Source organism: Corynebacterium tuscaniense (genome assembly GCF_008693065.1).
In the GTDB taxonomy this organism is placed as follows: Bacteria; Actinomycetota; Actinomycetes; order Mycobacteriales; family Mycobacteriaceae; genus Corynebacterium; species Corynebacterium tuscaniense.
Genome location: NZ_VXKH01000028.1, coordinates 1 through 24,115 on the forward strand (window position 1 = coordinate 1; position 24,115 = coordinate 24,115).

Sequence of the window (24,115 nt, forward strand, 5' to 3'; positions counted from 1 at the left end):
GCTAAACCCGCCACGAGCGCTGCAAAAGGATTCATGCCGGCAACGCTAAACCGAAACCCGCAAACGCGCAGCAAACGGCCAAAACGGCCTGTGGATAACACAAAACTATCCACAAGCCACGCGCACCAAACCACGAACCAGAACACGCGAAACAACACGCTGACATGCGACAACAGCCCGGTTCCCTGCAAACCGTAAAAAGTTCCGGACAGTTGGCGCGGAGTCATCCGGCTGGACGCGACGACGTGACACCCGGATATCCGACTCACAATTTGTTAACTAATCCCGGCACTAGGTCCCTGGTTCGGTGGCGGCATCCTCAGTGACAAAGAGAACCGTCTTCGCTAGCTCTGGGATGAGGGTGACGGGCCATTCTTCGGATACTGTGCCGTCGATAAGCTGATGTGCTGCGGGGGCCTTCTCTGAACCGGAAACGAGGAGCCACACTTCGTGTGCGCGGGCCACGGCCGGCAATGCGAGAGTGATGCGCTCTACGGGCGGCTTCGGCGAGTCCTTCACGGCAACGACGAGCTTGTTACGCTCGGCCAGCTGCCTGGAGTGGGGGAACAGAGAGTTGATGTGCCCATCTGGGCCCATGCCCATCAAGTGAAGATCAAAACCCTGCGGGGCGAACTGCTCGATTGCGCGCGCGTAGTTTTCCGCGGCATCTTCCAGGGTGGTGCTACCAGCTCGGTAGCCATGGATGTTGGCCTCCGGGATGTGAACGTGGTTCAGCAACGCGTAGCGTGCTTGACCTTCGTTGGATTCTGGGTCGTACACCGGGACGTTACGCTCATCACCGAAGAAGACGTGGATGCGGGACCAGTCGAGGTTCTTTGCGCGTACGAGGCGAGACAGTAACTTGATGCCGGCGCCACCACCGGTAAAAACCACGCGTGCGATGCCGTCCCCGTGGACGCCGCCGTCATCGGAGTTCACAATCTTCGCGACGGTATCTACGAATCGACTGGACGCCTGGTCAATCAAAACATCCAGGTTGGGGACTTGTTCGACGCTAACCATGTGCTCATCGCTCCTTGTGGTGCTTTTTCTGTCTATCGACTTTAGACAACTTTCACGTTTGGTAGTGCTTTCAACGCCTGTGAGTACGCAAAGTCGGGGTCAAGGTGGCGCAATTCTTCGGCCAAACAATCGGCGTCACTGCGCGTTCCGAGGGACACGAACTGGGCGGCAATGCCGGGGACGGTGACGCGCACTGTTTTGTCGTCCTTCACGCTCACCGTGACAGGGCCGGACGCGCGCTGCAAAATGAGCCGACGGACGGGAAAGTAGCGGGAGGGTTCATTGCGAGTCTCCTCGCTGGTCGTGCGGTGGACCTCGAGGTCAAGGCATGCGGCGAGCCAACCAGCTGCCATATCGACGCTCGGGTCATCCTCTGGCCCATCAATCTCCACCGCGGTGATCGGGTCGTGGGGGTACGCATCCACGGCGGAGGCGACGACCCCGCGCCAGTTGGTGATGCGGGACCACATCATGTCCGAGTCCCCTGGGGAGTAGCCGTGTGCCAAACGCAGCAAGGTGTTGCCATCCACATTCTCCCGCGCGTTCGTGATTCGCCGGTGCGCAAGGCGACCCAAAGGGTGCAGGCTCGGATCTGCCGGTGCGGTGGACGGCCACCACGTCACAATCGGGGTGTCCGGTAGTAGCAAAGGCGTAACGACGGAATCAAGGTTGTTAGCCAGATCCCCGTGCAGATCCATGACGACGATCTCCGACGCCCCGGCATCGGACGACAAGATCGCCTGTGCGTCCATTGAAGCTTCCCCGGCGGGGTTGCCCGTGATGAGCATGAGAACGCGTGCTGGGTGCTCATGGGAGGCGCTGCGGACGTTATCGAGGATAGATTCAACATCATCGGCGATATCCGCAACAACGATGAGGGTGAGTACTCGGCCCGTGGCCAAGGAGTGGTTTTCCTGATTGTCCAGGAGAAGTTTGGTGATTTCCCGGGTGGAGGTGTCAGACAGTGTGACGATCATGGTTGGTGACCTTTACTTGCCAATACTTGTCAGTTACGGGCGGCGCCAAGACCTGCCGGAAGCGTGCATCATTTCATCAGCGGAAGTCGGGCCCCATGTACCCGCCGGATACTCATCGGGGCGCCCGTTTTCAGCCCAGTAATCCAGGATGGGATCGAGGATTTCCCAGCTGCGCTCGACTTCTTCGGAGGTGGGGAAGAGGCCGGTTTCGTCGAGAAGCGCGTCAAGAATGAGACGCTCGTAGGCTTCCGGCGATTCTTCCGTGAAGGCTTCGGTGTAGGAGAAGTCCATGTTCACGTCGCGGACTTCCATGGTGGAGCCCGGCACCTTGGATCCGAAGCGCATGAGGATGCCTTCGTCCGGCTGAATGCGAATGACCAAGGTGTTCGCTCCAAGCTGGCTGGTCAAACCTGGGGCAAAGGGCTGGTGTGGTGCCTTCTTGAACACCATGGCGATCTCCGTCACGCGACGACCGAGGCGCTTACCCGTGCGCAGGTAGAACGGCACGCCAGCCCAACGGCGGGAGTTAATGCCCAAGGTGCAGGCGGCGTAGGTTTCCGTCTTGGATTCAGGATCGAATCCTTCCTCCTCGCGCAGGCCAACGACCTGCTCGGAGCCTTGCCACCCGGCGGTGTACTGGCCACGTGCCGTTGTCTCCTCGAAGGGGCCCACCGGTTTCGTTGCGCGGAGAATTTTCAACTTCTCGTAGCGCAGCTGGCGTGGGGAGAAGGACACCGGCTCATCCATAGCCACGAGCGCAAGTAATTGCAGTAGGTGGTTTTGGATGACATCGCGGGCAGCGCCAATGCCGTCGTAGTAGCCAGCGCGCCCACCAAGCCCGATGTCTTCCGCCATGGTGATCTGCACGTGGTCGACGTAGCGGGAGCTCCAGATCGGTTCAAAGAGCTGGTTGGCAAAACGGAAAGCCAGAATGTTCTGAACAGTCTCTTTGCCCAGGTAGTGGTCGATGCGGAACACCGCACGCTCCGGGAAAACTGCGTTGATCGTGGCGTTGAGCTCTTTAGCCGATTTCAGGTCATGGCCGAAAGGCTTCTCGATGATCACGCGGCGCCACTGTTCCACCGTGGGATGCGCCATGCCCGTGCGATCCAGCTGATCAATGACGTTGGAGAAGTACTCCGGCGGCACGGAGAGGTAGAACGCCCAGTTGCCGGCAGTGCCACGGGTGGCATCCATTTCCTTGAGCAACGCTGCCATGTTGTCAAAAGCGGCATCGTCGTCGAAGGCGCCTTGCACAAAGTGCATGCCTTCGGCGAGCCGGGCCCACACATGCTCATCGAAATCGGTGCGGGCACCCACCTCAACCTGTTCGCGGACGAAAGACTCAAAATCTTCTTTGGACCACGGGCGGCGGCCAAAGCCCACAAGGGTGAAACCGGCGGGCAACAAGCCGCGGTAGGCAAGGTCATACACAGCTGGCAGAAGCTTGCGTTTTGCGAGGTCGCCGGTCACGCCGAAGATGACCATGCCGGAGGCGCCAGCGATCCGGGGGAGCCGCCGGTCGGCGGGGGAACGGAGAGGGTTGACCCATTCGGGTGCCGGTTCCGACACGTCGAACACCTTTCGTCAGATAAGCGGGAGCCTTCTTAATCTTCGAAGCTCCCCGCACCGGAGTCATGTGATGGGCGGGGAGCTTACGCGAAGTGGTGACCCAAATTACTTCAATAAAGTAAACCTCATTTCCACGGCCACGACAAAGGTTTTTTTATCCCAATTTTTCCGCCATGGAATTGAGCAATTCCTGCCAGGCGTCAACGAATTTATCCACCCCTTCGCGTTCCAGAACGCGTACTACGTCAGCTACATCAATGCCGACCTTGGCCAGGGCGGCGAAGACCTTCGCGGCGTCATCCGCAGTCCCAGTGAGGGTGTCGCCGGAGATATTATCGCCAGTAAGTGCAGCATCAATAGTCGGCTCCGGCATCGTGTTCACGGTGTCCGGTCCAGCGAGTTGTGTCACGTACATGTCCGCGGGGTAGTCCGGGTTCTTCACACCGGTGGATGCCCACAGCGGGCGCTGCTTGTTGGTGCCCTGGGGAAGAGCCGACATCGCCCCAGTGTCGAACTCGTCGAGGAAAAGCTGGTAGGCCAGACGCGCATTCGCAATACCGGCCTTGCCCTTCAGTGCCTGTGCTTCTTCAGCGTGCTCACCCGCGATGGAGTCAAGGCGGTTATCCACCTCGGTGTCCATGCGAGAAACGAAGAAGGAAGCAACGGAGTGGATGTGCGAAACATTCTTGCCGTTAGCGGCCGCCTGCGTAATGCCCGCCTTGAACGCGTCGATGACCTGCTTGTAGCGCTCCACAGAGAAGATCAAGGTGACGTTCACCGATATGCCCTCCGCCAGTGCCGCGGTGATCGCCGGAAGGGAAGCATCCGTTGCTGGGATCTTGATCATGGCGTTCGGGCGATCCACCTGCGCCCACAATTCCGTGGCTTGGGCCACGGTGGCGGCCTCATCATCGGCGTGGCGGGGATCCACCTCAATGGAAACACGGCCATCTTTGCCGCCCGTGGACTCGTAGATATCCATGAAGAGGTCACACGCGTCCTGCACGTCCTTGACACTCATGGCATAGACGGCGTCATCGACACTCGCACTACATGCCTTGAGCTCAGCCAATTGTGCGTCGTAGGCGTTCCCCTTCGACATCGCGGCAGCGAAGATCGCCGGATTTGTGGTCACACCAACGATGGACTTGGTGGACTTCAGTTCCACGATATTGCCGGAGGTGATGCGCTCACGCGACAAATCGTCTAGCCACGTGGAAGTGCCGAGCTCATACAAGCGGTCAATGGCGGTCATTGGAGGGAACTCCTTAAAGCGAAGTGGTGGTTAGATCTGGTCGCCACGGACCCGGTCAGCCTGCGGTTCAGACACGGACTCGGCAACGTTGCCCTGGGCGGAAGCCAGGGACTCGCGTGCAGCGGACACAACAGCGTCGGTGGTGATGCCGAAGCGGGTGAAAAGCTCGTTGCCCGGTGCGGAGGCACCGAAGTGCTCGAGGGAGACGTTGCGTCCCTTGTCGCCGGTGAAGCGGAACCACGGCATAGCAATAGCTGCCTCGACGGAAACACGAGCAGTGACCGACGGTGGGAGAATCTCGTCGATGTAGGAACGATCCTGCTCCAGGAACCATTCCATGCACGGCATGGACACAACGCGGGTGGCGGTGCCGTCAGCCTCGAGAGTCTTCGCAGCCTCAACCGCCAGCTGCACCTCAGAGCCAGAAGCCATGAGGATCACGTCCGGTGTCGGCTTGGAAGCCTCAACCAGGACGTAAGCGCCCTTAGACAGGCCGTCGAAAGCTTTCGCCTTTGTGCCCTCAAGCACAGGAAGGTTTTGGCGGGACAATGCCAGGATCTTCGGCTGCTCACGGCCCTCAATGGCGGCCTTCCATGCAGCGGAGGTTTCGTTAGCGTCGGCCGGACGAATGACAGCCAGATCTGGGATGGCGCGCAATGCGGTAAGGGTTTCTACCGGCTGGTGGGTTGGGCCGTCCTCGCCCAAACCGATCGAATCGTGGGTGAATACGTAGTAGCCGTCAATGCCGGACAGCGCGGCGACGCGGATAGAGGGGTAGAGGTACTCGGAGAAGATGAGGAAGGTGCCACCGTAGACGCGGGTACCACCGTGCAGGGCAATGCCGTTCATGATCGCGCCCATGCCGTGCTCGCGGATACCAAAGTGCAGGTTACGGCCGTACGGGTGGGCGGTGAACATCTCGGTGGAGATCTCCTCCGGACCGAAAGACGGCTCACCCTTGATCAGGGTGTTGTTGGAACCAGCCAGGTCAGCAGAACCACCCCACAGCTCCGGCAGGGTCTTGGCTAGCGCCTGGATAGCAGCCTCAGAAGCCTTGCGGGTAGCCAGGCCTTTGGCGTCCGGTTCCCAGGTGGGCATCTCATCAGCCCAGCCGTCGGGCAGGCCACGCGCGGTCATGCGGTCAAGCAGTTCCTTGTTGGCGGGGTTGGTGGCAGCCCATTCGTCGAAAAGCTTCTGCCAATGGGCGTGCGCCTGCGCACCGCGCTCGACGAGACCTCGGGTGTGATTGATCACCTTCTCCTCGACCGGGAACATGACTTCCGGGTCGAAGCCGAGGATCTTCTTGGTTGCCGCAACTTCTTCTGCTCCAAGGGCTGCACCGTGGGCAGCGCCGGTGTTCATGAGAGTCGGAGCTGGGTAGCCGATGACTGTCTTCACACGCACGAGAGTCGGGCGGGAGGTCTCTGCCTTTGCCTGCTCAACAGCGTCGAGGATGGCGGCAACGTCCTCACCGGATTCGACGGTCAGCGTTTGCCAGCCGTAGGCCTCGTAGCGGGCCACAACGTCCTCGGTGAACGCAATCTGCGTGTCATCTTCAATAGAGATGCGGTTGTCATCCCAGAAAGCAATCAGGTTGCCCAGCTTCTGCGTGCCCGCCAACGAGCAGGCCTCAGAGGTCACGCCCTCTTGCAGGTCACCATCACCCGCGATGACGTAAATGAAGTGATCAAAGGGTGACTGCCCCGGTTCGGCCTCCGGATCGAACAGGCCACGCTCGCGACGCGCAGCCATTGCCATACCCACGGCCGAAGCAAGACCCTGGCCCAGCGGACCGGTAGTGATCTCCACACCAGCAGTGTGGTTGTATTCCGGGTGCCCCGGAGTCTTCGAACCCCACGTGCGGAGGGACTGCAGGTCCTCAATCTCCAGCCCGAAACCGCCGAAGTACAGCTGAATGTACTGAGTCAACGAGGAGTGGCCAGCAGACAGCACGAAGCGGTCACGGCCCACCCAATTCGGATCGCTCGGATCATGGTTCATCACCCGCTGGTACAGGGTGTACGCCAGGGGAGCGAGAGACATCGCCGTACCCGGGTGGCCAGACCCGCAATTCTCGACGGAATCAGCAGCGAGGATTCGGGCGGTGTTCACCGCGCGGGTGTCCTCCTCCGTCCAGTCTTCTGGGTAGCGGGCCACGGTCATGGCCTTCAGCTCATCAGGCAGGTTGATCTCAGTGGAAGTCACGTGAAGTCCTCGCTTAAAAAATCGTGCGAATATAACTTCCCCCCACCCTAGTGCCAAAGCTCAGTCGGTTCAGCACCACCGTGCACAGATGCTTATCGACGAGGATTAGCGCGCAACGATGGACCGGCGGTAGCATGCCTGGGAGTCGTGGATAAGCGAATGCTCTTGTCTGACATCGGGAACTATCTGCGCCTGCCTGGCGACTAATGAGAAAGACGTAGGCAAAAGTGCGACGGTGCAGGATTAAAGAGGAGATGTAGTGGAGATCATCAAGGCGTACTTCGGACTGACGAAGCCGAGGGTCATTGAACTCCTGCTCATCGCCGCTATTCCCGCGATGCTGCAGGCAGACCGCGGTGAAGTTCACGTTTGGCTGATCCTTGCCACGCTCTTGGGTGGCTGGATGGGGGCCGGTGCGGCCAACACTTTCAACATGGTCGCCGACTACGACATTGACCAGAAGATGGGGCGTACCCGTGCGCGTCCTCTCGTGCGCCATAAAGTAACGAAGCAACGTGCGCGCATTTTTGCGTGGGTGCTCCTTGTCGTCTCCGTGCTGTGGCTTGGCTTTGTGTGTAAATCCTGGCTGGCTGCGTTTTTCATCATTCTGACCAACGCCTTTTACATCTTCGTGTACACCAAGTGGCTCAAGCGCCGCACGTGGCAGAACGTGATTTGGGGTGGTGCTGCTGGCTGCATGCCGGTGATGGTCGGCTGGGCTGTGATCCGCGATAACGTTCACGATGGGAGCCCGGACCGCTGGTGGCAGGCCATCGTGCTCTTCCTCATTATTTTCTTCTGGACCCCGCCGCACACGTGGGCGCTGGCTATGAAGTACCGCGAAGATTACGCACGTGCGAATGTGCCCATGCTGCCGGTGGTGGCAACCGCTGAGGAAACAAGCAAGCAGATCCTCATTTACTCCTGGGTGACCGTGTTGGTCTCGCTGTTGCTGGTTCCGGCGGCATCCTGGATCTACGCGCTCATCGCTGTGCTCAGTGGAGGTGCTTTCTTGGTGATGGCGCAGCGTCTGCACACCGACATCAAAAATGGCGTGGATGTGAAGCCACTGAAGTTGTTCATCTTGTCGAACAATTACCTGGCGGTCCTCTTCCTTGGCCTGTCCTTCGACGCGGTTCTAGGATTGACCACCATGGCCGAACTGTTCCCGGGTGGCCTAGGCTAGGTCACCTTTAGTACAACCGAACCCGTTGTCTTGCGCGCCTGGAGGTCCTCATGGGCCTGGCGCGCATCTTCTAATGCGTAGGGCTCATGGACGCGGATGTTGAGCGTTCCGTCCTCCACCGCCCGTACGACGGCTTGGGCGCGCATACGGAATTCGTCTTCGCTGGCGGTATACGCCCCGATAGAGGGGCGAGTGAGGAAGATGGAGCCGTGTTTGTTGAGCAGCTGAGGATCAAAGGGCTCGACTGGGCCGGAAGCTGCCCCGAACAGACACACAAGTCCGCGTGGACGGACGGCCTCGAGGGATTCCTGGAAGGTTTCTTTGCCAACGCCATCGTAGACAACGTCCACGCCACGCCCACCACAGCGGCGTCTCACGCTTTCTGCCAGGCCCTCTGAATAACGGAAGACCTCGGTGGCGCCGGCAGCGTAGGCAAGTTCCTCCTTCTCATCCGTGGACACGACGGAGAACACCGTGGCGCCTGCCGCCACTGCGAGTTGGGTAAGCAGCAGACCCACGCCGCCCGCGCCCGCAGTGAGCAGGATCGTGTCGCCTGCTTGAGTCTCGCGGACACCGTGGAGCAGGTAATGCGCGGTGATGCCCTGCAACAGCATGGAGGCAGCCACATCGTGGGGGATGGACTGGGGGACAGCCACCAGGCGGGTGCGGTCCACGCACACCTTCTCCGCGTAGGAGCCCGGTGCGGACTCCCATGCAACGAAGGTGCCTGGCGCGATCTCATCGGCTGGATCAACAATCACCCGGCCACAGCCTTCCTGGCCCGGAATGAACGGCAACTGGGAGTGGTAGATTCCCTCGCGGTAGTAGGTGTCAATGTAGTTCACCCCCGCGTACTCCACCGCGACGAGCAATTGGCCGTCCGTGGGCTGAGGATCTGGAACTTCAGCGGGGACAAGAACCTCTGGGCCACCGTGCTGGCTAATCTGAATTGCCTTCATGGTTTTCCAGGCTACGCAACTGACCCGCCTCAGTGGGCCGGGTCAGTTGGATTAGTGTTGAAAGTCCTCTTAAGAAGTACTCGTGTTGTACTGCTTCGGGTTCAGAATCGGCAGGCGGCGCTGGCCGTGAGCCCACAGGAAAGCGGTGAAGGCCACCACGACGCCAGACATGATGATATGTGCCGGCACGGTCCAGCGCGGCACACCCAGGTAGAACTGGGTGACGCCGATGGCCCACTGGATCACAATCATTGCCACCAGCACCCACACTGTCTTCATAGCATCCTGTGGGGCCTTCTTCCTGCGCAGCACAAAGGCAGTGGCCAGAGTGAAGGCGAGGTAGACGTACATGCACGCAGCGTGGACGTAAGCGAGCATCTCCGTGTCCATTTCCAAACGGCCTTCCATGCCCACGCCTGCATCGCCGGAGTGCGGGCCAGAGCCCGTCACCATTGTTCCGGTGATCAGGACGAAGCACAGCGCCACGGCGGCGATGATGGCCAGGGTGCTTGCGGTCGAATCAAAGCGACGCTGCGGCTCCGCATCATCCGGCTCAGCCAAACGCATGTATAGCACTGCAGCAACCGCCACTAGAATCATCGACGGCAGGAAGTGCAGAGCAACCGCCCACCACTGCAGATCCAACTTCACCGAGATACCACCGATCACGGCCTGGACGATGACGCCAATGCCAGATGCAACGGCCAGGTCCACCAGACTCTTACGCCGGTCAGCCTTCTTCACCGCGTAGAACACCAAAATCGTGGCAGCGACCGCGACAAAGGTAAGGGTGCGGTTGCCAAACTCGATGAACTGCTGAACCCACGGAGCAGCACCGCGTACAGGGAAGAGTGAACCTTCGTGGCACAGCGGCCACTCATTGCATCCCAGACCCGAGCCAGTGACGCGCACGAGCGAACCGGTAAAGGTAATGCCGGCCTGCACCACCAACAGGATCAAGGCAAAGATGCGCTGCGTCTTTACCGTGGGGACCTGTTTGATCCGTTCGGAGAGGGGGAGTGCTGCGGTATCCCCATCGGCGGTTTTAGCGCCGACGGTTGAATCGAGGTGCGGTGCGGAGCTCACGAGGTTTCCGTGCCTTTCCTTAAGTTAAGAGCGGGTATTTAATCCGTTGGTATTCATTTTCGCAGAGGTGAGTGGGGGAGCCCAATTGGGAGCTAGCCGTCAAAACGGAACCAGCGTATGGTGCCTAGCACACCCATCACGGTCCAGAATAAGAGTGACATCCATGCGGTGAGATGGATGACGCCGTGGAGTGCGCCGGTCATGGCACTGGCCAAAGCAACTGATGGAGCCAGATCCCATAGACCAGGGGAACCCAGATGCCCAGAGTAAACAACCCAGCCCAAAATGCCCAACAAGATAAACCAAATCAGGTTGGATACTGCCAGAACAACTTCCGAGGACTGTGTGCCACCCAGCAGCAAGCCCAGTGCCGTAAACGCCGTGACGCCGATGAACAGGGCCACAATTCCTAACACAGCGCCGGGGAACGAAACCGTCCAGCCGAGCAGGAATGCAATCGTGCCCAAAACAATGATCTGAACAAGCACCGTGGTTAACACCGCAATGATCTTGCCGGCGATGATCGTCCACGTGGGAACTCCGGAGGCGCCGGAACGTTTGAGGGCACCATAGCGTCTGTCAAAAGCGAGGGAGATTGACTGGCCAGTGAAACCAGCGCTTGCGGCAGCGATGGCGAAGACCATGGGGACCAGCTCATCCAAACTCGTCTCTCCACCAAATACATCCATCGTGGCGGCGCCAATGAGGATCGCGGCAGGAATGATCAGACTGAGCAGCAACTGTTCGCCATGGCGCAACATGAGTTTGGCTTCAATGCGCCCTTGAGCAGCAGCCATGCGCGCCACGCTGGCACGCTGCGGGGCGGGACTAAAAGTTCCGGGTGCAAAATCCATGATGATTCCTAAGACCTCAACTCTCGTCCGGTGATGTCCAAAAACACGTCCTCCAAAGTGCGACGGCGCACGCCCAAGTGCTTGATCAGAACGTCCTGGCGGGCTGCTTCGGCAGCGACGGAAGCAATAATCGACGGATCCGCAGCCGAATCAAGCCGGTACACCAATTCCTCGGCTGAAGGCTTCAGCTCAGCTGTCGACGATTCCGCCACCGCCACCAAATCCAATGGTCGATCCGTGTGGATTTCGAGGGCGGCGGGGGAGGTGCCGTCGATAAGCTCAGCAGGCGTGCCTTCGACGAGCAGCGAGCCGTGGTCGATGATGGCAACATAGTCAGCGAGGGATTCAGCCTCATCCATGAGGTGTGTGGTCAGAATGACGGTGACACCATCGCGCTTGAGGGCGCGGACGAGATCCCACACTGCGCGGCGTGACTGGGCATCCATACCCGCGGTTGGCTCATCGAGGAAGATCAACTCCGGCCGACCGATGAGCGCGAGCGCCAAAGACAGGCGCTGTTGCTGGCCACCCGAGAGACGCCGGTAGGTCGTTTTAGCTACACCTTCAAGCCCTAAAACTTCCATGAGCCACGTGGGATCCAAGGGTTCCTTGTTGTACGAGGCGGTGAGGTCGAGCATCTCCTTGACGCGGATTCCGGAATACGACCCGCCACCTTGCAACATGATGCCAATGCGGGAGCGGACTTCCTCTGGTTCGCGCTGCGGATCAAAGCCAAGGACATTGATCTGACCGGAGGTTGGGGTAGTGAAGCCCTCACACATCTCAATCGTGGTAGATTTGCCGGCACCATTGGGACCAAGCAAAGCGAAAACCTCCCTGCGGCGGGCGGACAGGCTTAAGTCATTGACGGCGGTCTTAGGGCCGAACTTCTTAGTGACGCCCTCGACTGACAGTGCAACTTCATCGTCAGACAGCGAGCGTGATTGGGTCGGGCGAGAAACAGGTGCATTCATCGCACATCAGTGTAGGGCGCGAGGGCGACGAACCCTCAACCACACGAAGAGGAGAAGCGCCACCGCAACCGCAGCGAACAAGGCCATCGAGTAAATCAATGCCACCGTCGCCGGCGGCAAAGCGAGACCACGCGGGAGCACGAGGAACGCAAAAACGGACGAATACACGGCAACACCTGCACGGAAGAACGTCCGGTTCGCCCACGCGGCAAGCGGCATAATGCCCCACAGTGGATACCACGGGTGCACAACGGGGAAAAGAATGACCAATACGAGTGTGGCCACACCTAGCCCCCCAACGGGGTCAATCGTGCCCTTATATGTTGCGAACAACATGCGCGCACAAAACGCCACCGCAACAAGCAGCGCCACCGTGCGTGTCACAGTGAGCATCGCCACGGAATGATCGCCGAGACCAAGCAGTTCGCCGAAGAAGGATGCCGCCAGACCGATGTCTGTGCTCAAGGACAGCCAGCTGCGTATCGTCGCCGCACCGCCCTGGCCCGTCACCCATCCGAGACCAATGCTCGTGGCCATCGTGACAACGCCGATGGTGGCCACCATGATTGCGGTTTTTAGAACGGTTGCGCCCGCGATTCCCCGGACACCTCCCCAGCGTCGCGCCAGGGCCATGCCCACAAAACCAAGCGCCATGAAGCCAGTGACCTTGACCATGCCAGCGCAACTGATGAGCGCACCCGACGCAATAATCAAACCGAGTCCGAGCGCCCGGTTGGTATCAAGCCTTTCAATCCCGCGCAGCCCCAGTTCAAAACCGACGAGCAAAATGCCCATCATGATCGCCTCATTGTGGATACCGCCGATGAGATGCAGTACCACCAGCGGATTGAGCACACCCAGCCACACCGCCACCGGTCCGCTCACATTGCACCGGCGTGCCAAGGCGACAATGCCCCACGCCGCGGCAGCAACACCGAGCAAAGACACCAGGCGATGGCAGACCACGCCCCAAAAGATCGAGTCGCCGGTCAGCATAGAAATGCCTGCGGAGATCGCCAAAGCCACCGGACCGTACGGGCTGGGAGACTCCGCCCAAATGAACGGCACCGACCGCGCAAGCGGGTGTTCGCGTCCCAGCAGCTCCACCGGACCTGCAGAATATGGGTCTATTCCCTGCGCCACAATCGAGCCTTGCGCCAAATACGAATAAATATCCTGTGTGAACAGGGGAGCGGTAAACACCAACGGCACGACCCACACGCCGAAGGTGCGCAAAAGTAGCGGAACGCCTACGCGCGCACGTCCGCCATCCGCGCCCACAAAGGAGCCCATTAGTAGCCACGCTAGGACCAAAAAACCGACGCCAAGCAGCACAATGCTTGACGACGTCACCATCATCCTCCCCATCAACGCCCCGAAGGGGAAAGACCCGTAGGGGTTATTCACCACGGGTAGAGCGCCGGCTCCAAGTCCGCCAAGGCCGATGAGCAAGGTGCCCACCATGCCAAGGATGCGCAGAATCTCAAAGCGGTTACGCTCGGCAATGCTGGGGTTCAGGGGGGTAGTGGAGGACGTGCCAGAAACGGTGCCGGCGTGGAGTTCCGCCGACCGCGACCCCGGTTGCCCAAGGCGTGGCAATTCACCTGCGAAGCGGTAAAGCTTCCGCCTTGGGTTCTCACGGTCCGTTTTCACAGGAAGCAGTCTACAAAACAGTCAAGGTTGAGGTCCGCACCGATTAAAGGCACACTAGTGTTGTCTAAAGGAGAGATCACGAGGAAACAGAGTGAGGAGGAGACATGAACCAGATCGCGCGATCTACTGACGGGGTCACCCGCAGGCGGATCATGTCGGCCATTCTCACCTCCGCACCTGTGACAGCCTCACAGCTGGCGAAACAGATCGGGATCTCACCTGCTGGCGTTCGGCGCCACATAGACAAGTTGCTTGAGGAAGGCCTCGTTGAACACAGCCCGAAACCTGCCCGTGCAGCAGGAAGGACAGGTCGCGGCCGGCCAGCACAGCACTACCAGCTCACTGAATCTGGCCGAGACAGCTTCGGCAGCGGTTACGACGAGTTGGCTCTAGAAGCCTTCGCAGCCATCGAGGAAATTGGTGGGCGTGAAGCAGTGAAAAAGCTGGCGCAGAAACGAGCCGAGAAACTGCTCGGACCCCTGCGAAACAAGCCACAAAGCGATATTGCCGATGTGGCCCACGATGTTGCAGACACAATGGCATCCCAAGGCTACGCAGCCGAAGTCAACCACGTAGGCTCGGGAATGCAATTGTGTCAGCATCACTGTCCGGTACATGCCGTTGCGGCGGAATACCCGGAAATTTGTGAAGCGGAACACGAGCTGATTTCGGAACTAGTGGGCTCCGCCGTCGCTCCTTTGGCCTTAATTGCCAATGGAGATGGCGTGTGTACGGCCCACATCAGCATGATCGAAAGCAGCACCTTTGCTGGAGGAACCACAATGGAAAGGAGCGGAGGACGTGACTAGCAGCACTCCCGCACCCGGCCTTGAAAGGCCGATGAATGATGATGAGATTATTGCGTCGATGGGTCCGTATAACTACGGGTGGCGCGATTCTGACACGGCTGGTGAGAATGCTCGCCGTGGTCTCGATGAGGATGTAGTTCGCTCCATCTCTGCCGCTAAGAATGAGCCGGAGTGGATGCTGGAGCAGCGCCTGAAGGCATTGGACATCTACAACAAGAAGCCACTGCCGAATTGGGGCCCGGACCTGACGGGCATTGACTTCGATCAGATTAAGTACTTCGTCCGTTCCACCGAGAAGCAGGCCACCAGCTGGGAGGACCTGCCAGAGGACATCAAGAACACTTATGACCGTCTGGGTATCCCGGATGCAGAGAAGCAGCGCCTCGTCGCTGGTGTCGCCGCTCAGTACGAATCTGAGGTTGTCTATCACAAGATCCGTGAGGACCTTGAGGAGCAGGGTGTGATCTTCGTGGACACCGATACGGGTCTGCGCGAGTACCCGGAGCTGTTCAAAGAGTACTTCGGTTCTGTCGTCCCGGCTGGTGACAACAAGTTCTCCGCACTGAACGCTGCTGTGTGGTCCGGCGGGTCCTTCATCTACGTGCCTAAGGGCGTGCATGTGGAGATCCCCCTGCAGGCATACTTCCGCATCAACACTGAGAACATGGGTCAGTTCGAGCGCACCCTTATCGTCGTGGATGAGGACGCATATGTGCACTACGTCGAGGGCTGCACTGCCCCGATCTACAAGACGGACTCGCTGCACGCTGCTGTGGTGGAGATCATCGTGAAGAAGAACGCACGTTGCCGCTACACAACGATCCAGAACTGGTCCAACAACGTGTACAACCTGGTGACGCAGCGTGCCCGCGCCGAGGAAGGCGCCACCATGGAGTGGGTCGATGGCAACATCGGCTCCAAGGTGAACATGAAGTACCCGGCTGTGTGGATGACCGGTCCGAACTCCCGTGGTGAGGTCCTGTCCGCTCAGTTCTGTGGCGAGGGCCAGGTGCAGGACACCGGTGCAAAGGTCGTCCACATGGCGCCGAACACCTCCTCCAACATCGTGTCTAAGTCTGTGTCCCGCAATGGTGGTCGTGCTGCCTACCGTGGTCTGGTGCAGATCAACGCGAATGCGAAAAACTCCCACTCCAACATTGAGTGTGACGCGCTGCTGGTGGACAACATCTCTCGCACGGATACCTACCCATACAACGACATCCGCAATGACCACGTGACTCTGGGCCATGAGGCAAAGGTGTCCAAGGTGAGTGAGGAGCAGCTGTTCTACCTCATGTCTCGCGGTATTTCTGAGGAAGACGCGATGGCCATGATCGTGCGCGGCTTCATTGAGCCGATTGCGAAGGAACTCCCAATGGAGTACGCACTCGAGCTCAACCGTCTTATTGAGCTGCAGATGGAAGGATCGGTTGGTTAAACAATGACTGAAGCACCCGCAAAGAAGAGGGTCGGAAATGCGACCTTCCATGACAACAAGGGCGACCTGTTCGCTTCCTACGATGTCAATGACTTCGAGGTCCCGCAGGGGCGCGATGAGATCTGGCGCTTTGTGTCATTGCGCCGTCTGCGTGGGCTCCACAACGGTAGTTTCGCACCGCAGGGTGAAGCGCAGGTCGAGGTCACAGCGCCAGCTGAGGTGACCGTGGAGCAGGTTGACCGTGATGACGCGCGTTTGAAGACCACTTCGGCACCGGTCGACCGTATTGCGGCGCAGGCATGGACCTCCATGCCGCACGCCACCGTCGTGTCTGTTCCAGCGAATGCTGATATCGCCGAGCCGATTGTTATCACCACCACCGGTGCTGGCCTGGACGTAACCACCTTCGCCGGCGTTCACATTGAGGTAGGTGAGGGCGCTCGTGCGACCTTCATCGTGCAGTACACCGGTTCCGGTACTCACGCCGACAACGTCAACTACAACATCGGTGACAACGCGCACGTGTCCGTCATCGTTGATGGCCAGTGGGCAAACGATGCCGTGCACGTCGGCGCGCAGACCATCGTGGTTGGCCGTGACGCTGTGCTGCGTCATACTGCAGCTAACTTCGGCGGTGAAGTTGTGCGTAACACACCGCGCGTTAAGTACGCCGGCTCCGGTGGCGACGCTGAGCTGCTGGGCGTTTACTACGCGGACGACGGCCAGTACATTGAGAACCGTCTGCTGGTCGACCACAATCACCCGTACTGCCGCTCCAACGTGCTGTACAAGGGCGCGCTGCAGGGCGATAAGTCCTCCAAGCTGCCTGATGCACGCACGTGCTGGGTGGGCGATGTGCTCATCCGCTCCAACGCATCGGGCACCGAGACCTATGAGGCTAACCGCAACATCGTGCTTACCGACGGAGCACGTGCAGACGCCATCCCGAACCTGGAGATTGAAACCGGCGACATCCCTGGTGCCGGCCACGCCGCCACCGTTGGTCGCTTCGATGAGGAGCAGCTGTTCTACCTCAAGTCCCGTGGTATTCCGGATGGGGAAGCCCGTCGCCTGATCGTTCGCGGTTTCTTCAACGAGGTGCTCAACCGCATCCCAGTTGATTCCGTGCGCGACGAACTGATCAACCGCGTCTCCGGCGAACTCGAGCAGGTGAACCTGTAAGGCCGCGCCCGCGGCCCCGCAGGGGATCAACGACAGACATAACAGGTAAGTAGAAAGAAAGAATCTATGTCCACTCTGGAAATTAAGAACCTCCACGCATCTGTCCTGCCTCTCGAGGAGGGACAGGACCCGACCCCGATTCTCAAGGGCGTTAACCTGACCATCAAGTCTGGTGAGACCCACGCCATCATGGGCCCGAACGGCTCCGGCAAGTCCACCCTCGCCTACACCCTGGCTGGACACCCGTCTTATGAGGTAACCGAGGGCGAGGTGCTTCTTGACGGCGAGAACATCCTCGACATGGAAGTTGACGAGCGCGCACGCGCTGGTCTCTTCTTGGCCATGCAGTACCCGGTCGAGGTCCCTGGCGTGTCCTCCTCCAACTTCATGCGCTCCGCTGTCACCGCTGTTCGCGGCGAAGCACCGAAGCTGCGCGAGTGGGTACAGGAGCTCAATCAGGTGCGTGATGATCTGAAGATCGATCCGTCGTTTAGCGAGCGCTCCGTCAACGAAGGTTTCTCCGGTGGCGAGAAGAAGCGCCACGAGGTGATGCAGCTTTCCCTGATGAAGCCGAAGTTCGCAGTCATGGACGAGACCGACTCCGGCCTCGATGTTGACGCGCTGCGCATCGTCTCCGAGGGTATCAACCGCTACCAGGAGGAGACCAACGGCGGCATCATCATGATTACGCACTACCAGCGCATCCTGAATTACGTGCGCCCGGACCACGTGCACATCTTCGATGACGGTGTGATCAAGCACACCGGTGGTTTCGAGCTCGCTGAGAAGCTCGAGGCCGAGGGTTACGAAGCATTCCTGTAACCTCTCCCTAACGGCCGGCCACGCATATTGCCGGCCGTTTCCTTTTTCCCACACCCCACATACGCGAGAACCGAGTTCTATGACTGAGTACGTTAATCCCGATGGATCTTTGAACACCGACGCTATTCGCGCGGAGTTCCCAATCCTTTCGCGCACCGTGCGTGATAACACGCCTTTGGTGTACCTGGATTCTGGTGCGACGTCACAGCGGCCGGAGCGAGTCTGGCGGGCGGAGGAGGAGTTCGTGCTTCACACCTTCGCACCGGTTCACCGTGGCGCGTATCAGCTTGCCGAGGAGGCCACTGATGCCTATGAGTCCGCGCGCAGCAAGATCGCGGCGTTTGTGGGGGTGCAGGATCATGAGATCGCGTTTACAAAGAATGCGACGGAAGCGCTCAATCTCGTGGCTTTCACGCTTGGCGACGATCGTGCAGGCGACCTCCGTATCACCGCGGGCGACACCATCGTGGTCACGGAGCTTGAACACCATGCAAACTTGGTGCCGTGGCAGGAACTTGCCCGCCGCACAGGCGCCACTCTGAAGTGGTACGGGATGACGGAGGACGGGCGCATTGACTTGGACTCCCTCGACTTGGATGAGACGGTCAAGGTGGTTGCGTTCACGCACCAATCCAACGTGACGGGTGCGGTGGCCGATGTTCCTGAGATGGTGCGACGCGCCAAGGCCGTTGGCGCACTGACAGTTTTGGATGCCTGCCAATCTGTACCACACATGCCGGTGGACTTGCACGCTCTCGACATGGATTTCGCGGCGTTTTCCGGCCACAAGATGTGTGGTCCTTCTGGTGTTGGTGCTGTCTACGGCAAAGGCACGCTGCTGAACCAGCTCCCACCGTTTTTGACCGGTGGCTCCATGATCGAGGTTGTCCGCATGGATGGTTCCACCTTCGCCCCGGCACCGCAGCGCTTTGAGGCGGGCACGCAGATGACCAGCCAGGTCGTTGGTCTTGGTGCTGCCGTTGATTTCCTCCAGGAGATCGGTATGGACAACATCGCCGCCCACGAGCACAGGTTGACTGCGTATGCACTGGAGCGGATGAAGGACATTCCAGGGCTGACTATTTCTGGCCCGCTTACCGCTGAGCGGCGCGGCGGCGCCATTTCCTTTGTGGTTGACGGCATCCACCCGCATGACCTTGGGCAGGTCTTGGACTCCAAAGGCGTGTGCATCCGCGTGGGCCACCACTGCGCATGGCCTGCACACCGCGGACTCAACGCGCAGTCCACCGCGCGCGCCAGCTTCTACTTGTACAACACCACGCAAGAGATCGACGCGCTCATTGACGGCATCCGCGCCGCCAAGGAATTCTTTGGCGTCTAGGACGTTGAAGCAAGGTAGAGCTAACACTAACCGTTTAAAGGTCAAGGCAGAAGAAAGAAGAGCATGAACCTAGAGGCGATGTACCAAGAGGTCATCCTCGACCACTACAAGAACCCGCAGAACGCGGGCCTGCGTGAGCCGTATGAGGCGGAAGTTCACCACGTCAACCCCTCCTGCGGTGATGAGCTCACGTTGCGTGTGCACCTGTCACCGGACGGAAACACGGTGGAGGACATCTCGTATGACGCGGAGGGGTGCTCGATCTCGCAGGCGTCAACAAGCGTGCTCACGGAAGAAGTGATCGGCCTGCCGGTCGCTGAGGCGATGAAGAAACTCGACGCTTTCGAAGAAATGATCACCTCCAAGGGTGAGAAGGAAGGCGATGCCAGCCTTATCGGCGACGGCATCGCGTTTTCCGGCGTATCCAAATTCCCCGCACGCGTGAAATGCGCACTGCTCGGCTGGAAAGCATTCCAGGCTGCGACGAGCGACGCGATCACGAACCTTGAGAACAACTAGGAGACACACATGGCTACCGACAACACCGACACCACAAGCCAGTCCAACTTCGACGGACCCGGCGGGCGCCCTGAGCAAACCGAAACGCAGATTCAGATTGCTGCCGATGTAGCCGAATATCTTCACGACGTCATTGACCCCGAGCTGGGCATCAACGTCGTCGACCTCGGCCTCGTGTACGACATCTGGATCGAAGATGAAGGCGAGAAGAAGGTCGCCGTTATCAGCATGACGCTCACTTCGCCGGCCTGCCCGCTTACCGACGTCATCGAGGAGCAGGTCGAAAACGCCGCCGTCGGCTCCGGCACCGTTGACGCGATCTCCCTCCACTGGGTGTGGATGCCTCCGTGGGGCCCGCACATGATCACCGACGACGGCCGCGAGCAGCTGCGTGCACTGGGCTTCGCCGTCTAGGTGGGTGATTTGACCGCGGCGCTAGACTGACCCGTTGTGATTGTCACCAACGACCTCGAAGTCCGCGTCGGCGCCCGGACCCTTTTGCACGCCCCCGGCCAGCACCTGCGTGTGCAGCCGGGGGATCGCATTGGTCTTGTCGGCCGCAATGGTGCGGGCAAGACGACAACCATGCGGATTCTGGCGGGGGAGACCGAGCCCTACGGTGGTTCGGTGACGCGTTCGGGGGAGATTGGTTACCTGCCGCAGGATTCGCGCGAGGGCAATATCGACCAGTCCGCGCGTGACCGTGTGTTGTCCGCGCGGGGGTTGGATCAGATTCGCTCCTCCATGGACCGGCAGCAGGAGATCATGGAGGTCTCTGAAGGATCGAAGCGTGACACCGCGATTTCGAAGTATTCCCGCCTGGAGGAGCGCTACCAAGCCCTTGGTGGGTATGAAGCCGACGCGGAGGCTGCGCAGATCTGCGACAATCTTGGCTTGCCCGCACGCATTTTGGACCAGCCACTGAAGACACTGTCCGGTGGTCAACGGCGCCGCGTCGAGCTCGCCCAAATTCTCTTCGCCGCCAACGACGGCGCGGGCAAGTCCAAGACCACACTGCTTCTCGACGAACCCACCAACCACCTCGACGCCGACTCCATTACCTGGCTCCGTGGGTTTCTAGCCAAGCATGAGGGCGGGCTCATCATGATCTCCCACGACGTGGAGCTCCTTGATGCCGTGTGCAACAAGGTGTGGTTTCTCGACGCCGTGCGCGGAGAAGCGGACGTGTACAACATGGGCTTTGCCAAGTACAAGGATGCTCGCGCGTTGGACGAAGCGCGCCGCCGCCGCGAACGCGCCAACGCGGAGAAAAAAGCATCCGCCCTACAGAAGCAGGCCGCCAAGCTCGGCGCGAAAGCCACCAAAGCTGCTGCCGCAAAACAGATGCTCGCCCGTGCCGATCGCATGATGCATGAGCTGGATGAGGTAAGGGTGGCGGACAAGGTGGCGTCGATAAGCTTCCCTGAGCCAGCACCCTGTGGAAAGACCCCGCTCTTCGGCAAGGGGCTGACCAAGATGTACGGCTCGCTGGAAGTCTTCGCGGGCGTGGACCTCGCGATTGATAAAGGCTCGCGCGTGGTCGTGCTGGGCACGAACGGTGCCGGTAAGACGACACTGCTCAAGCTGCTCGCGGGCGTGGAGCGCACCGACGGTGAAGGTGGGCTTGTCACCGGCCACGGCCTGAAACTCGGCTACTTCGCCCAGGAACACGACACGATCGACCCTGACAAGACCGTGTGGGAAAACACCATCGAAGCGTGTCCCGATGCAGGCCAGCAGGACCTCCGTGGGCTACTCGGCGCGTTCATGTTTTCCGGGGACAAGCTCGAACAACCCGCCGGCACGCTCTCCGGTGGTGAAAAGACTCGCCTCGCGCTCGCGACCCTCGTGTCGTCGCGCGCCAACGTGCTGCTACTCGACGAACCCACCAACAACCTCGACCCCCAATCCCGCGAGCAGGTCCTCGACGCCCTGAATACATACACCGGCGCAGTTGTCCTGGTCACCCACGATCCCGGCGCGGTGAAAGCCCTCGAGCCCGAGCGCGTGATCATCATGCCGGAGGGTGATGAGGACATGTGGAGCGACGACTACATGGAGATCGTTGAGCTGGCCTAGCGCGCGTAACGGGCGGCGAAGTTCGCCAGGATTGCGTTATTTGCGGAGTAGTCGTAGTCGTAGCCTTTGGCGATCTGGGACTCGAAGGTCTCCGTCGACGTGTAGCCGTGGTGTGCGTAGAGGCGCAGGCGGAATTCCAGTGCCTCAGCGGTGAGCTCCGGGTGGAACTGCGTGGCGTAGACGTGCTGTCGGACGCGGAACATCTGGGTCGGGCAGGCCTCGCCGGTGACAAGCGTGGTGATGCGCGGGTCTTCCGGCATCTGCGCAATCGCTTCTTTGTGTCCGACGATGGTGTCGAACTGCGCGGGTGTGTCCCCCAGGACGTCATCGTGCTCGTCGGTGCGGGTGACCGTGACGGGGCCGGCTTCCTCCGCGTACCGGTCAGATAAACGCGCACCGATTGCCGTTCCAATCGCGCCAATGCCGTAGCACGCGCCTAGTAGGGGGAAGTCGCGGTCAATGCACTCCGCCACCAACGTCCCGATCTCACGTTCCACGCGCAGCTGCAACGGGGACTTCATCAGCTCCATGTTGTTGAACGGGCTCCCACCCAGTAGCACCGCTGAGTAGTCGTCCAGGTTCACGTCGCCGAGCTCGGTTTGGTCGAGGCGACGTTGCTCAATGGAGGTGGCGCTGACAAGCATTGCATTCGCGAAGCTTTCGAGCTCTTCCGCGGCGGCCTCATCTTCGGGGCGCGTGCTCAACAGCAAAAACGGGCGAGAAGTGGTCACCCGAGTAAATCTAGACGATGATGGACTCTATGAACCCAATTGATTCACTCAAAGATGCCTGGAACTCCCTCAGCAAGGAAGAGAAAACCGTCGCCGGAATCTTCGGCGCACTCGACACCGCGCTCAAAGGCTACGCACTGTGGGACCTCTCACGTACCGACGCGCACCGTCTCCGTGGCCCCAAATGGTTCTGGACCCCGTTCATCGGCGGCGTGAACACCATTGGTTGGGCGGCCTACTTCACGGTGGGCAAGAAGCGCTAGCGTATAACTCCGCCTGAATAGAAGCGGACACGGCTGACCGGCTGTGTGCGCTTCTTTTGCCATGGGTAGGTGTCTTCGGCGGCCTCGATAGGCGCATGCAGCGTGAGCAGGATGTCGGTGCCGGCAGGCCCGCCGAGGATGAGCTCTCCATCGCCGACTACCGTCTCAGCAGCGTGACTGCGCGAGGGCGATTGCTTGGAAATGAGGTCACGGGAAATGTCCGCGAAGATCTTCCGGCCGCGGCGAAGAACCACACGCTGACTATCGTGATAGGACGGCCGGATCCGCTCGCTGGCGATGAGCGCCCAGATGAACACAATGCCCCACACTGACAACAGCAGCGCGAGGATGCGTAGTGCACCCTCGGGTAACAGCAGGTGGACGACGACGAGTTCGATGAGGATGACCACCGTGAACATTGCTACCAGTTGGAGCCGCCCAGGCTGGTGCGGAAAGGCCTGCGCGCCTTCCGGTAGGAGTGTCCGGCCGCGTGTCCACCACCAGAGGTCGCGGTAGAGTCCCCATTCATATCGCGCTGCACGGACCGCCGGGTGTTGTCGTAGCAGATGTAGCACCTTAGTCACGGAATCCACCCGCAAGTTTCTCCACGACATCCGGCCACCCAGTGTCCCAAGCTGTTAGTGGGACCTCGCCCGGCACGAGCGTGTCAGCAACATTGCGCATGATCCCGCGTGGCAGCAGCTCGGCAAGCTTATCGACGTCCCCCGTCTCCCATGCCCGCCCAAACTCTTCCGTCGCCTTGATGCAGGCGGGATCGGCGAGGTTAGCGCGCAGCTGATCCCATGTGGCTGGAGTGGCTACACCGGTGAGCGCCATAAGGTCGAAGCTCTCGGTTTCTCCGCGGACGAAATCAGTATCGCCGAGGACGTCGATCAACTGTGTGCGCACATCGTTTGGCATCCCCAATGGCGCCTCTTTCAGGGCGGAAAGCCGGTCGCGCTGGCGCATGAGGTGGGTAATTTGGGCGTCGATGAGCTCCAAAGACCGGTCGATGGCGTCTGTGGAGTGGATGTGGGTGGTGGCGACTCCAGCGTCGATGAGCGCGCGGGCGCGAAGTACCGCCGCAAGGTCACGGACGGTGTAGTCGCGGTAGTTGCCAGGAGTGCGTGCGGGCTCCGGCACGGCCCCGGTTTCGTGCAAGTGGCGGATGGCGCGCACGGAGCAG

24 protein-coding genes are annotated in these 24,115 nt (G+C 60.0%); 10 read left to right on the forward strand and 14 right to left on the reverse strand.

Annotated features, from left to right (window positions below):
- The 6 genes from F4V54_RS11625 to tkt all read right to left on the reverse strand — a co-directional run.
- Positions 1-227: hypothetical protein (locus F4V54_RS11625; RefSeq protein WP_211359467.1), on the reverse strand; the 227-nt coding region annotated here is incomplete at its 3' end.
- 64 nt (positions 228-291) lie between these two features.
- On the reverse strand, positions 292-1,023 hold the full coding sequence (gene pgl, locus F4V54_RS06460) for a 6-phosphogluconolactonase (protein ID WP_034663426.1): 732 nt from the start codon (positions 1,021-1,023) through the stop codon (positions 292-294).
- Positions 1,024-1,064: 41 nt separating this feature from the next.
- On the reverse strand, positions 1,065-2,000 hold the full coding sequence (locus F4V54_RS06465; protein ID WP_150386631.1) for a glucose-6-phosphate dehydrogenase assembly protein OpcA: 936 nt from the start codon (positions 1,998-2,000) through the stop codon (positions 1,065-1,067).
- A 33-nt stretch (positions 2,001-2,033) separates the two neighbouring features.
- A complete protein-coding gene (gene zwf / locus F4V54_RS06470) occupies positions 2,034-3,572 on the reverse strand; it encodes a glucose-6-phosphate dehydrogenase (protein WP_150386632.1) in 1,539 nt (512 codons plus the stop codon).
- A 154-nt stretch (positions 3,573-3,726) separates the two neighbouring features.
- Positions 3,727-4,827, reverse strand: coding sequence for a transaldolase (tal, locus tag F4V54_RS06475; RefSeq protein WP_150386633.1), 1,101 nt, complete (start codon positions 4,825-4,827; stop codon positions 3,727-3,729).
- 30 nt (positions 4,828-4,857) lie between these two features.
- Positions 4,858-6,990, reverse strand: a complete 2,133-nt coding sequence (tkt, locus tag F4V54_RS06480) for a transketolase (RefSeq protein ID WP_150386645.1) — start codon at positions 6,988-6,990, stop codon at positions 4,858-4,860.
- 301 nt (positions 6,991-7,291) lie between these two features.
- On the opposite strand from tkt, the gene F4V54_RS06485 reads away from it, so the two are divergent.
- Entirely contained in the window at positions 7,292-8,218 is a 927-nt protein-coding gene (locus F4V54_RS06485; protein WP_034663417.1) for a heme o synthase, read from the forward strand.
- Here F4V54_RS06485 and F4V54_RS06490 read toward each other — a convergent pair.
- From F4V54_RS06490 to mptB, 5 genes are all read right to left on the reverse strand, one after another.
- Positions 8,215-9,177, reverse strand: coding sequence for a quinone oxidoreductase family protein (locus tag F4V54_RS06490; protein WP_150386634.1), 963 nt, complete (start codon positions 9,175-9,177; stop codon positions 8,215-8,217). The two genes, F4V54_RS06485 and F4V54_RS06490, sit on opposite strands and share 4 nt — an antisense overlap.
- A gap of 69 nt (positions 9,178-9,246) precedes the next feature.
- Entirely contained in the window at positions 9,247-10,179 is a 933-nt protein-coding gene (locus F4V54_RS06495; RefSeq protein WP_150386646.1) for a COX15/CtaA family protein, read from the reverse strand.
- Positions 10,180-10,355: 176 nt separating this feature from the next.
- Positions 10,356-11,117: an ABC transporter permease gene (locus F4V54_RS06500; RefSeq protein ID WP_211359468.1), complete on the reverse strand. Its 762-nt coding sequence runs from the start codon at positions 11,115-11,117 to the stop codon at positions 10,356-10,358.
- Between the two features lie 8 nt (positions 11,118-11,125).
- On the reverse strand, positions 11,126-12,091 hold the full coding sequence (locus F4V54_RS06505) for an ABC transporter ATP-binding protein (RefSeq protein ID WP_150386636.1): 966 nt from the start codon (positions 12,089-12,091) through the stop codon (positions 11,126-11,128).
- A 6-nt stretch (positions 12,092-12,097) separates the two neighbouring features.
- Complete coding sequence (gene mptB, locus F4V54_RS06510) at positions 12,098-13,744, reverse strand: polyprenol phosphomannose-dependent alpha 1,6 mannosyltransferase MptB (RefSeq protein ID WP_170253118.1); 1,647 nt, start codon at positions 13,742-13,744, stop codon at positions 12,098-12,100.
- Between the two features lie 104 nt (positions 13,745-13,848).
- On the opposite strand from mptB, the gene F4V54_RS06515 reads away from it, so the two are divergent.
- From F4V54_RS06515 to F4V54_RS06550, 8 genes are all read left to right on the forward strand, one after another.
- Positions 13,849-14,553 (forward strand): helix-turn-helix transcriptional regulator, encoded by a 705-nt coding sequence (locus tag F4V54_RS06515; protein ID WP_150386637.1) that lies wholly within the window; start codon positions 13,849-13,851, stop codon positions 14,551-14,553.
- Positions 14,554-14,584: 31 nt separating this feature from the next.
- On the forward strand, positions 14,585-15,991 hold the full coding sequence (sufB, locus tag F4V54_RS06520) for a Fe-S cluster assembly protein SufB (protein WP_150386648.1): 1,407 nt from the start codon (positions 14,585-14,587) through the stop codon (positions 15,989-15,991).
- A 3-nt stretch (positions 15,992-15,994) separates the two neighbouring features.
- On the forward strand, positions 15,995-17,173 hold the full coding sequence (gene sufD / locus F4V54_RS06525; protein ID WP_150386638.1) for a Fe-S cluster assembly protein SufD: 1,179 nt from the start codon (positions 15,995-15,997) through the stop codon (positions 17,171-17,173).
- 66 nt (positions 17,174-17,239) lie between these two features.
- On the forward strand, positions 17,240-17,995 hold the full coding sequence (sufC, locus tag F4V54_RS06530) for a Fe-S cluster assembly ATPase SufC (protein WP_102723289.1): 756 nt from the start codon (positions 17,240-17,242) through the stop codon (positions 17,993-17,995).
- A 79-nt stretch (positions 17,996-18,074) separates the two neighbouring features.
- A complete protein-coding gene (locus tag F4V54_RS06535) occupies positions 18,075-19,337 on the forward strand; it encodes a cysteine desulfurase (RefSeq protein WP_150386639.1) in 1,263 nt (420 codons plus the stop codon).
- A 63-nt stretch (positions 19,338-19,400) separates the two neighbouring features.
- Positions 19,401-19,856: a Fe-S cluster assembly sulfur transfer protein SufU gene (gene sufU / locus F4V54_RS06540; protein ID WP_150386640.1), complete on the forward strand. Its 456-nt coding sequence runs from the start codon at positions 19,401-19,403 to the stop codon at positions 19,854-19,856.
- A gap of 9 nt (positions 19,857-19,865) precedes the next feature.
- On the forward strand, positions 19,866-20,270 hold the full coding sequence (locus F4V54_RS06545; RefSeq protein WP_150386641.1) for a metal-sulfur cluster assembly factor: 405 nt from the start codon (positions 19,866-19,868) through the stop codon (positions 20,268-20,270).
- A gap of 36 nt (positions 20,271-20,306) precedes the next feature.
- A complete protein-coding gene (locus tag F4V54_RS06550) occupies positions 20,307-21,935 on the forward strand; it encodes an ABC-F family ATP-binding cassette domain-containing protein (protein WP_150386642.1) in 1,629 nt (542 codons plus the stop codon).
- On the opposite strand, the gene F4V54_RS06555 is transcribed toward F4V54_RS06550, so the two are convergent.
- Positions 21,932-22,666, reverse strand: a complete 735-nt coding sequence (locus F4V54_RS06555) for a glutamine amidotransferase-related protein (RefSeq protein WP_034663381.1) — start codon at positions 22,664-22,666, stop codon at positions 21,932-21,934. The two genes, F4V54_RS06550 and F4V54_RS06555, sit on opposite strands and share 4 nt — an antisense overlap.
- A gap of 29 nt (positions 22,667-22,695) precedes the next feature.
- On the opposite strand from F4V54_RS06555, the gene F4V54_RS06560 reads away from it, so the two are divergent.
- Entirely contained in the window at positions 22,696-22,929 is a 234-nt protein-coding gene (locus F4V54_RS06560; RefSeq protein WP_034663378.1) for a hypothetical protein, read from the forward strand.
- On the opposite strand, the gene F4V54_RS06565 is transcribed toward F4V54_RS06560, so the two are convergent.
- Both F4V54_RS06565 and F4V54_RS06570 read right to left on the reverse strand, forming a co-directional pair.
- Positions 22,926-23,513, reverse strand: coding sequence for a hypothetical protein (locus F4V54_RS06565; RefSeq protein ID WP_232218090.1), 588 nt, complete (start codon positions 23,511-23,513; stop codon positions 22,926-22,928). The two genes, F4V54_RS06560 and F4V54_RS06565, sit on opposite strands and share 4 nt — an antisense overlap.
- Positions 23,506-24,115: helix-turn-helix domain-containing protein (locus F4V54_RS06570; RefSeq protein ID WP_150386644.1), on the reverse strand; the 610-nt coding region annotated here is incomplete at its 5' end. The genes F4V54_RS06570 and F4V54_RS06565, both read right to left, overlap by 8 nt.

Coding starts and splice junctions, on each gene's coding strand:
- F4V54_RS06545 (WP_150386641.1), top strand. CDS start 19,866: ATGGCTACCGACAACACCGACACCACAAGCCAGTCCAACTTCGACGGA.
- sufC (WP_102723289.1), top strand. CDS start 17,240: ATGTCCACTCTGGAAATTAAGAACCTCCACGCATCTGTCCTGCCTCTC.
- tkt (WP_150386645.1), bottom strand. CDS start 6,990: ATGACCGTGGCCCGCTACCCAGAAGACTGGACGGAGGAGGACACCCGC.
- sufB (WP_150386648.1), top strand. CDS start 14,585: ATGAATGATGATGAGATTATTGCGTCGATGGGTCCGTATAACTACGGG.
- F4V54_RS06535 (WP_150386639.1), top strand. CDS start 18,075: ATGACTGAGTACGTTAATCCCGATGGATCTTTGAACACCGACGCTATT.
- F4V54_RS06560 (WP_034663378.1), top strand. CDS start 22,696: ATGAACCCAATTGATTCACTCAAAGATGCCTGGAACTCCCTCAGCAAG.
- F4V54_RS06505 (WP_150386636.1), bottom strand. CDS start 12,091: ATGAATGCACCTGTTTCTCGCCCGACCCAATCACGCTCGCTGTCTGAC.
- sufD (WP_150386638.1), top strand. CDS start 15,995: ATGACTGAAGCACCCGCAAAGAAGAGGGTCGGAAATGCGACCTTCCAT.
- F4V54_RS06490 (WP_150386634.1), bottom strand. CDS start 9,177: ATGAAGGCAATTCAGATTAGCCAGCACGGTGGCCCAGAGGTTCTTGTC.
- F4V54_RS06515 (WP_150386637.1), top strand. CDS start 13,849: ATGAACCAGATCGCGCGATCTACTGACGGGGTCACCCGCAGGCGGATC.
- F4V54_RS06465 (WP_150386631.1), bottom strand. CDS start 2,000: ATGATCGTCACACTGTCTGACACCTCCACCCGGGAAATCACCAAACTT.
- sufU (WP_150386640.1), top strand. CDS start 19,401: ATGAACCTAGAGGCGATGTACCAAGAGGTCATCCTCGACCACTACAAG.
- tal (WP_150386633.1), bottom strand. CDS start 4,827: ATGACCGCCATTGACCGCTTGTATGAGCTCGGCACTTCCACGTGGCTA.
- pgl (WP_034663426.1), bottom strand. CDS start 1,023: ATGGTTAGCGTCGAACAAGTCCCCAACCTGGATGTTTTGATTGACCAG.
- F4V54_RS06500 (WP_211359468.1), bottom strand. CDS start 11,117: ATGGATTTTGCACCCGGAACTTTTAGTCCCGCCCCGCAGCGTGCCAGC.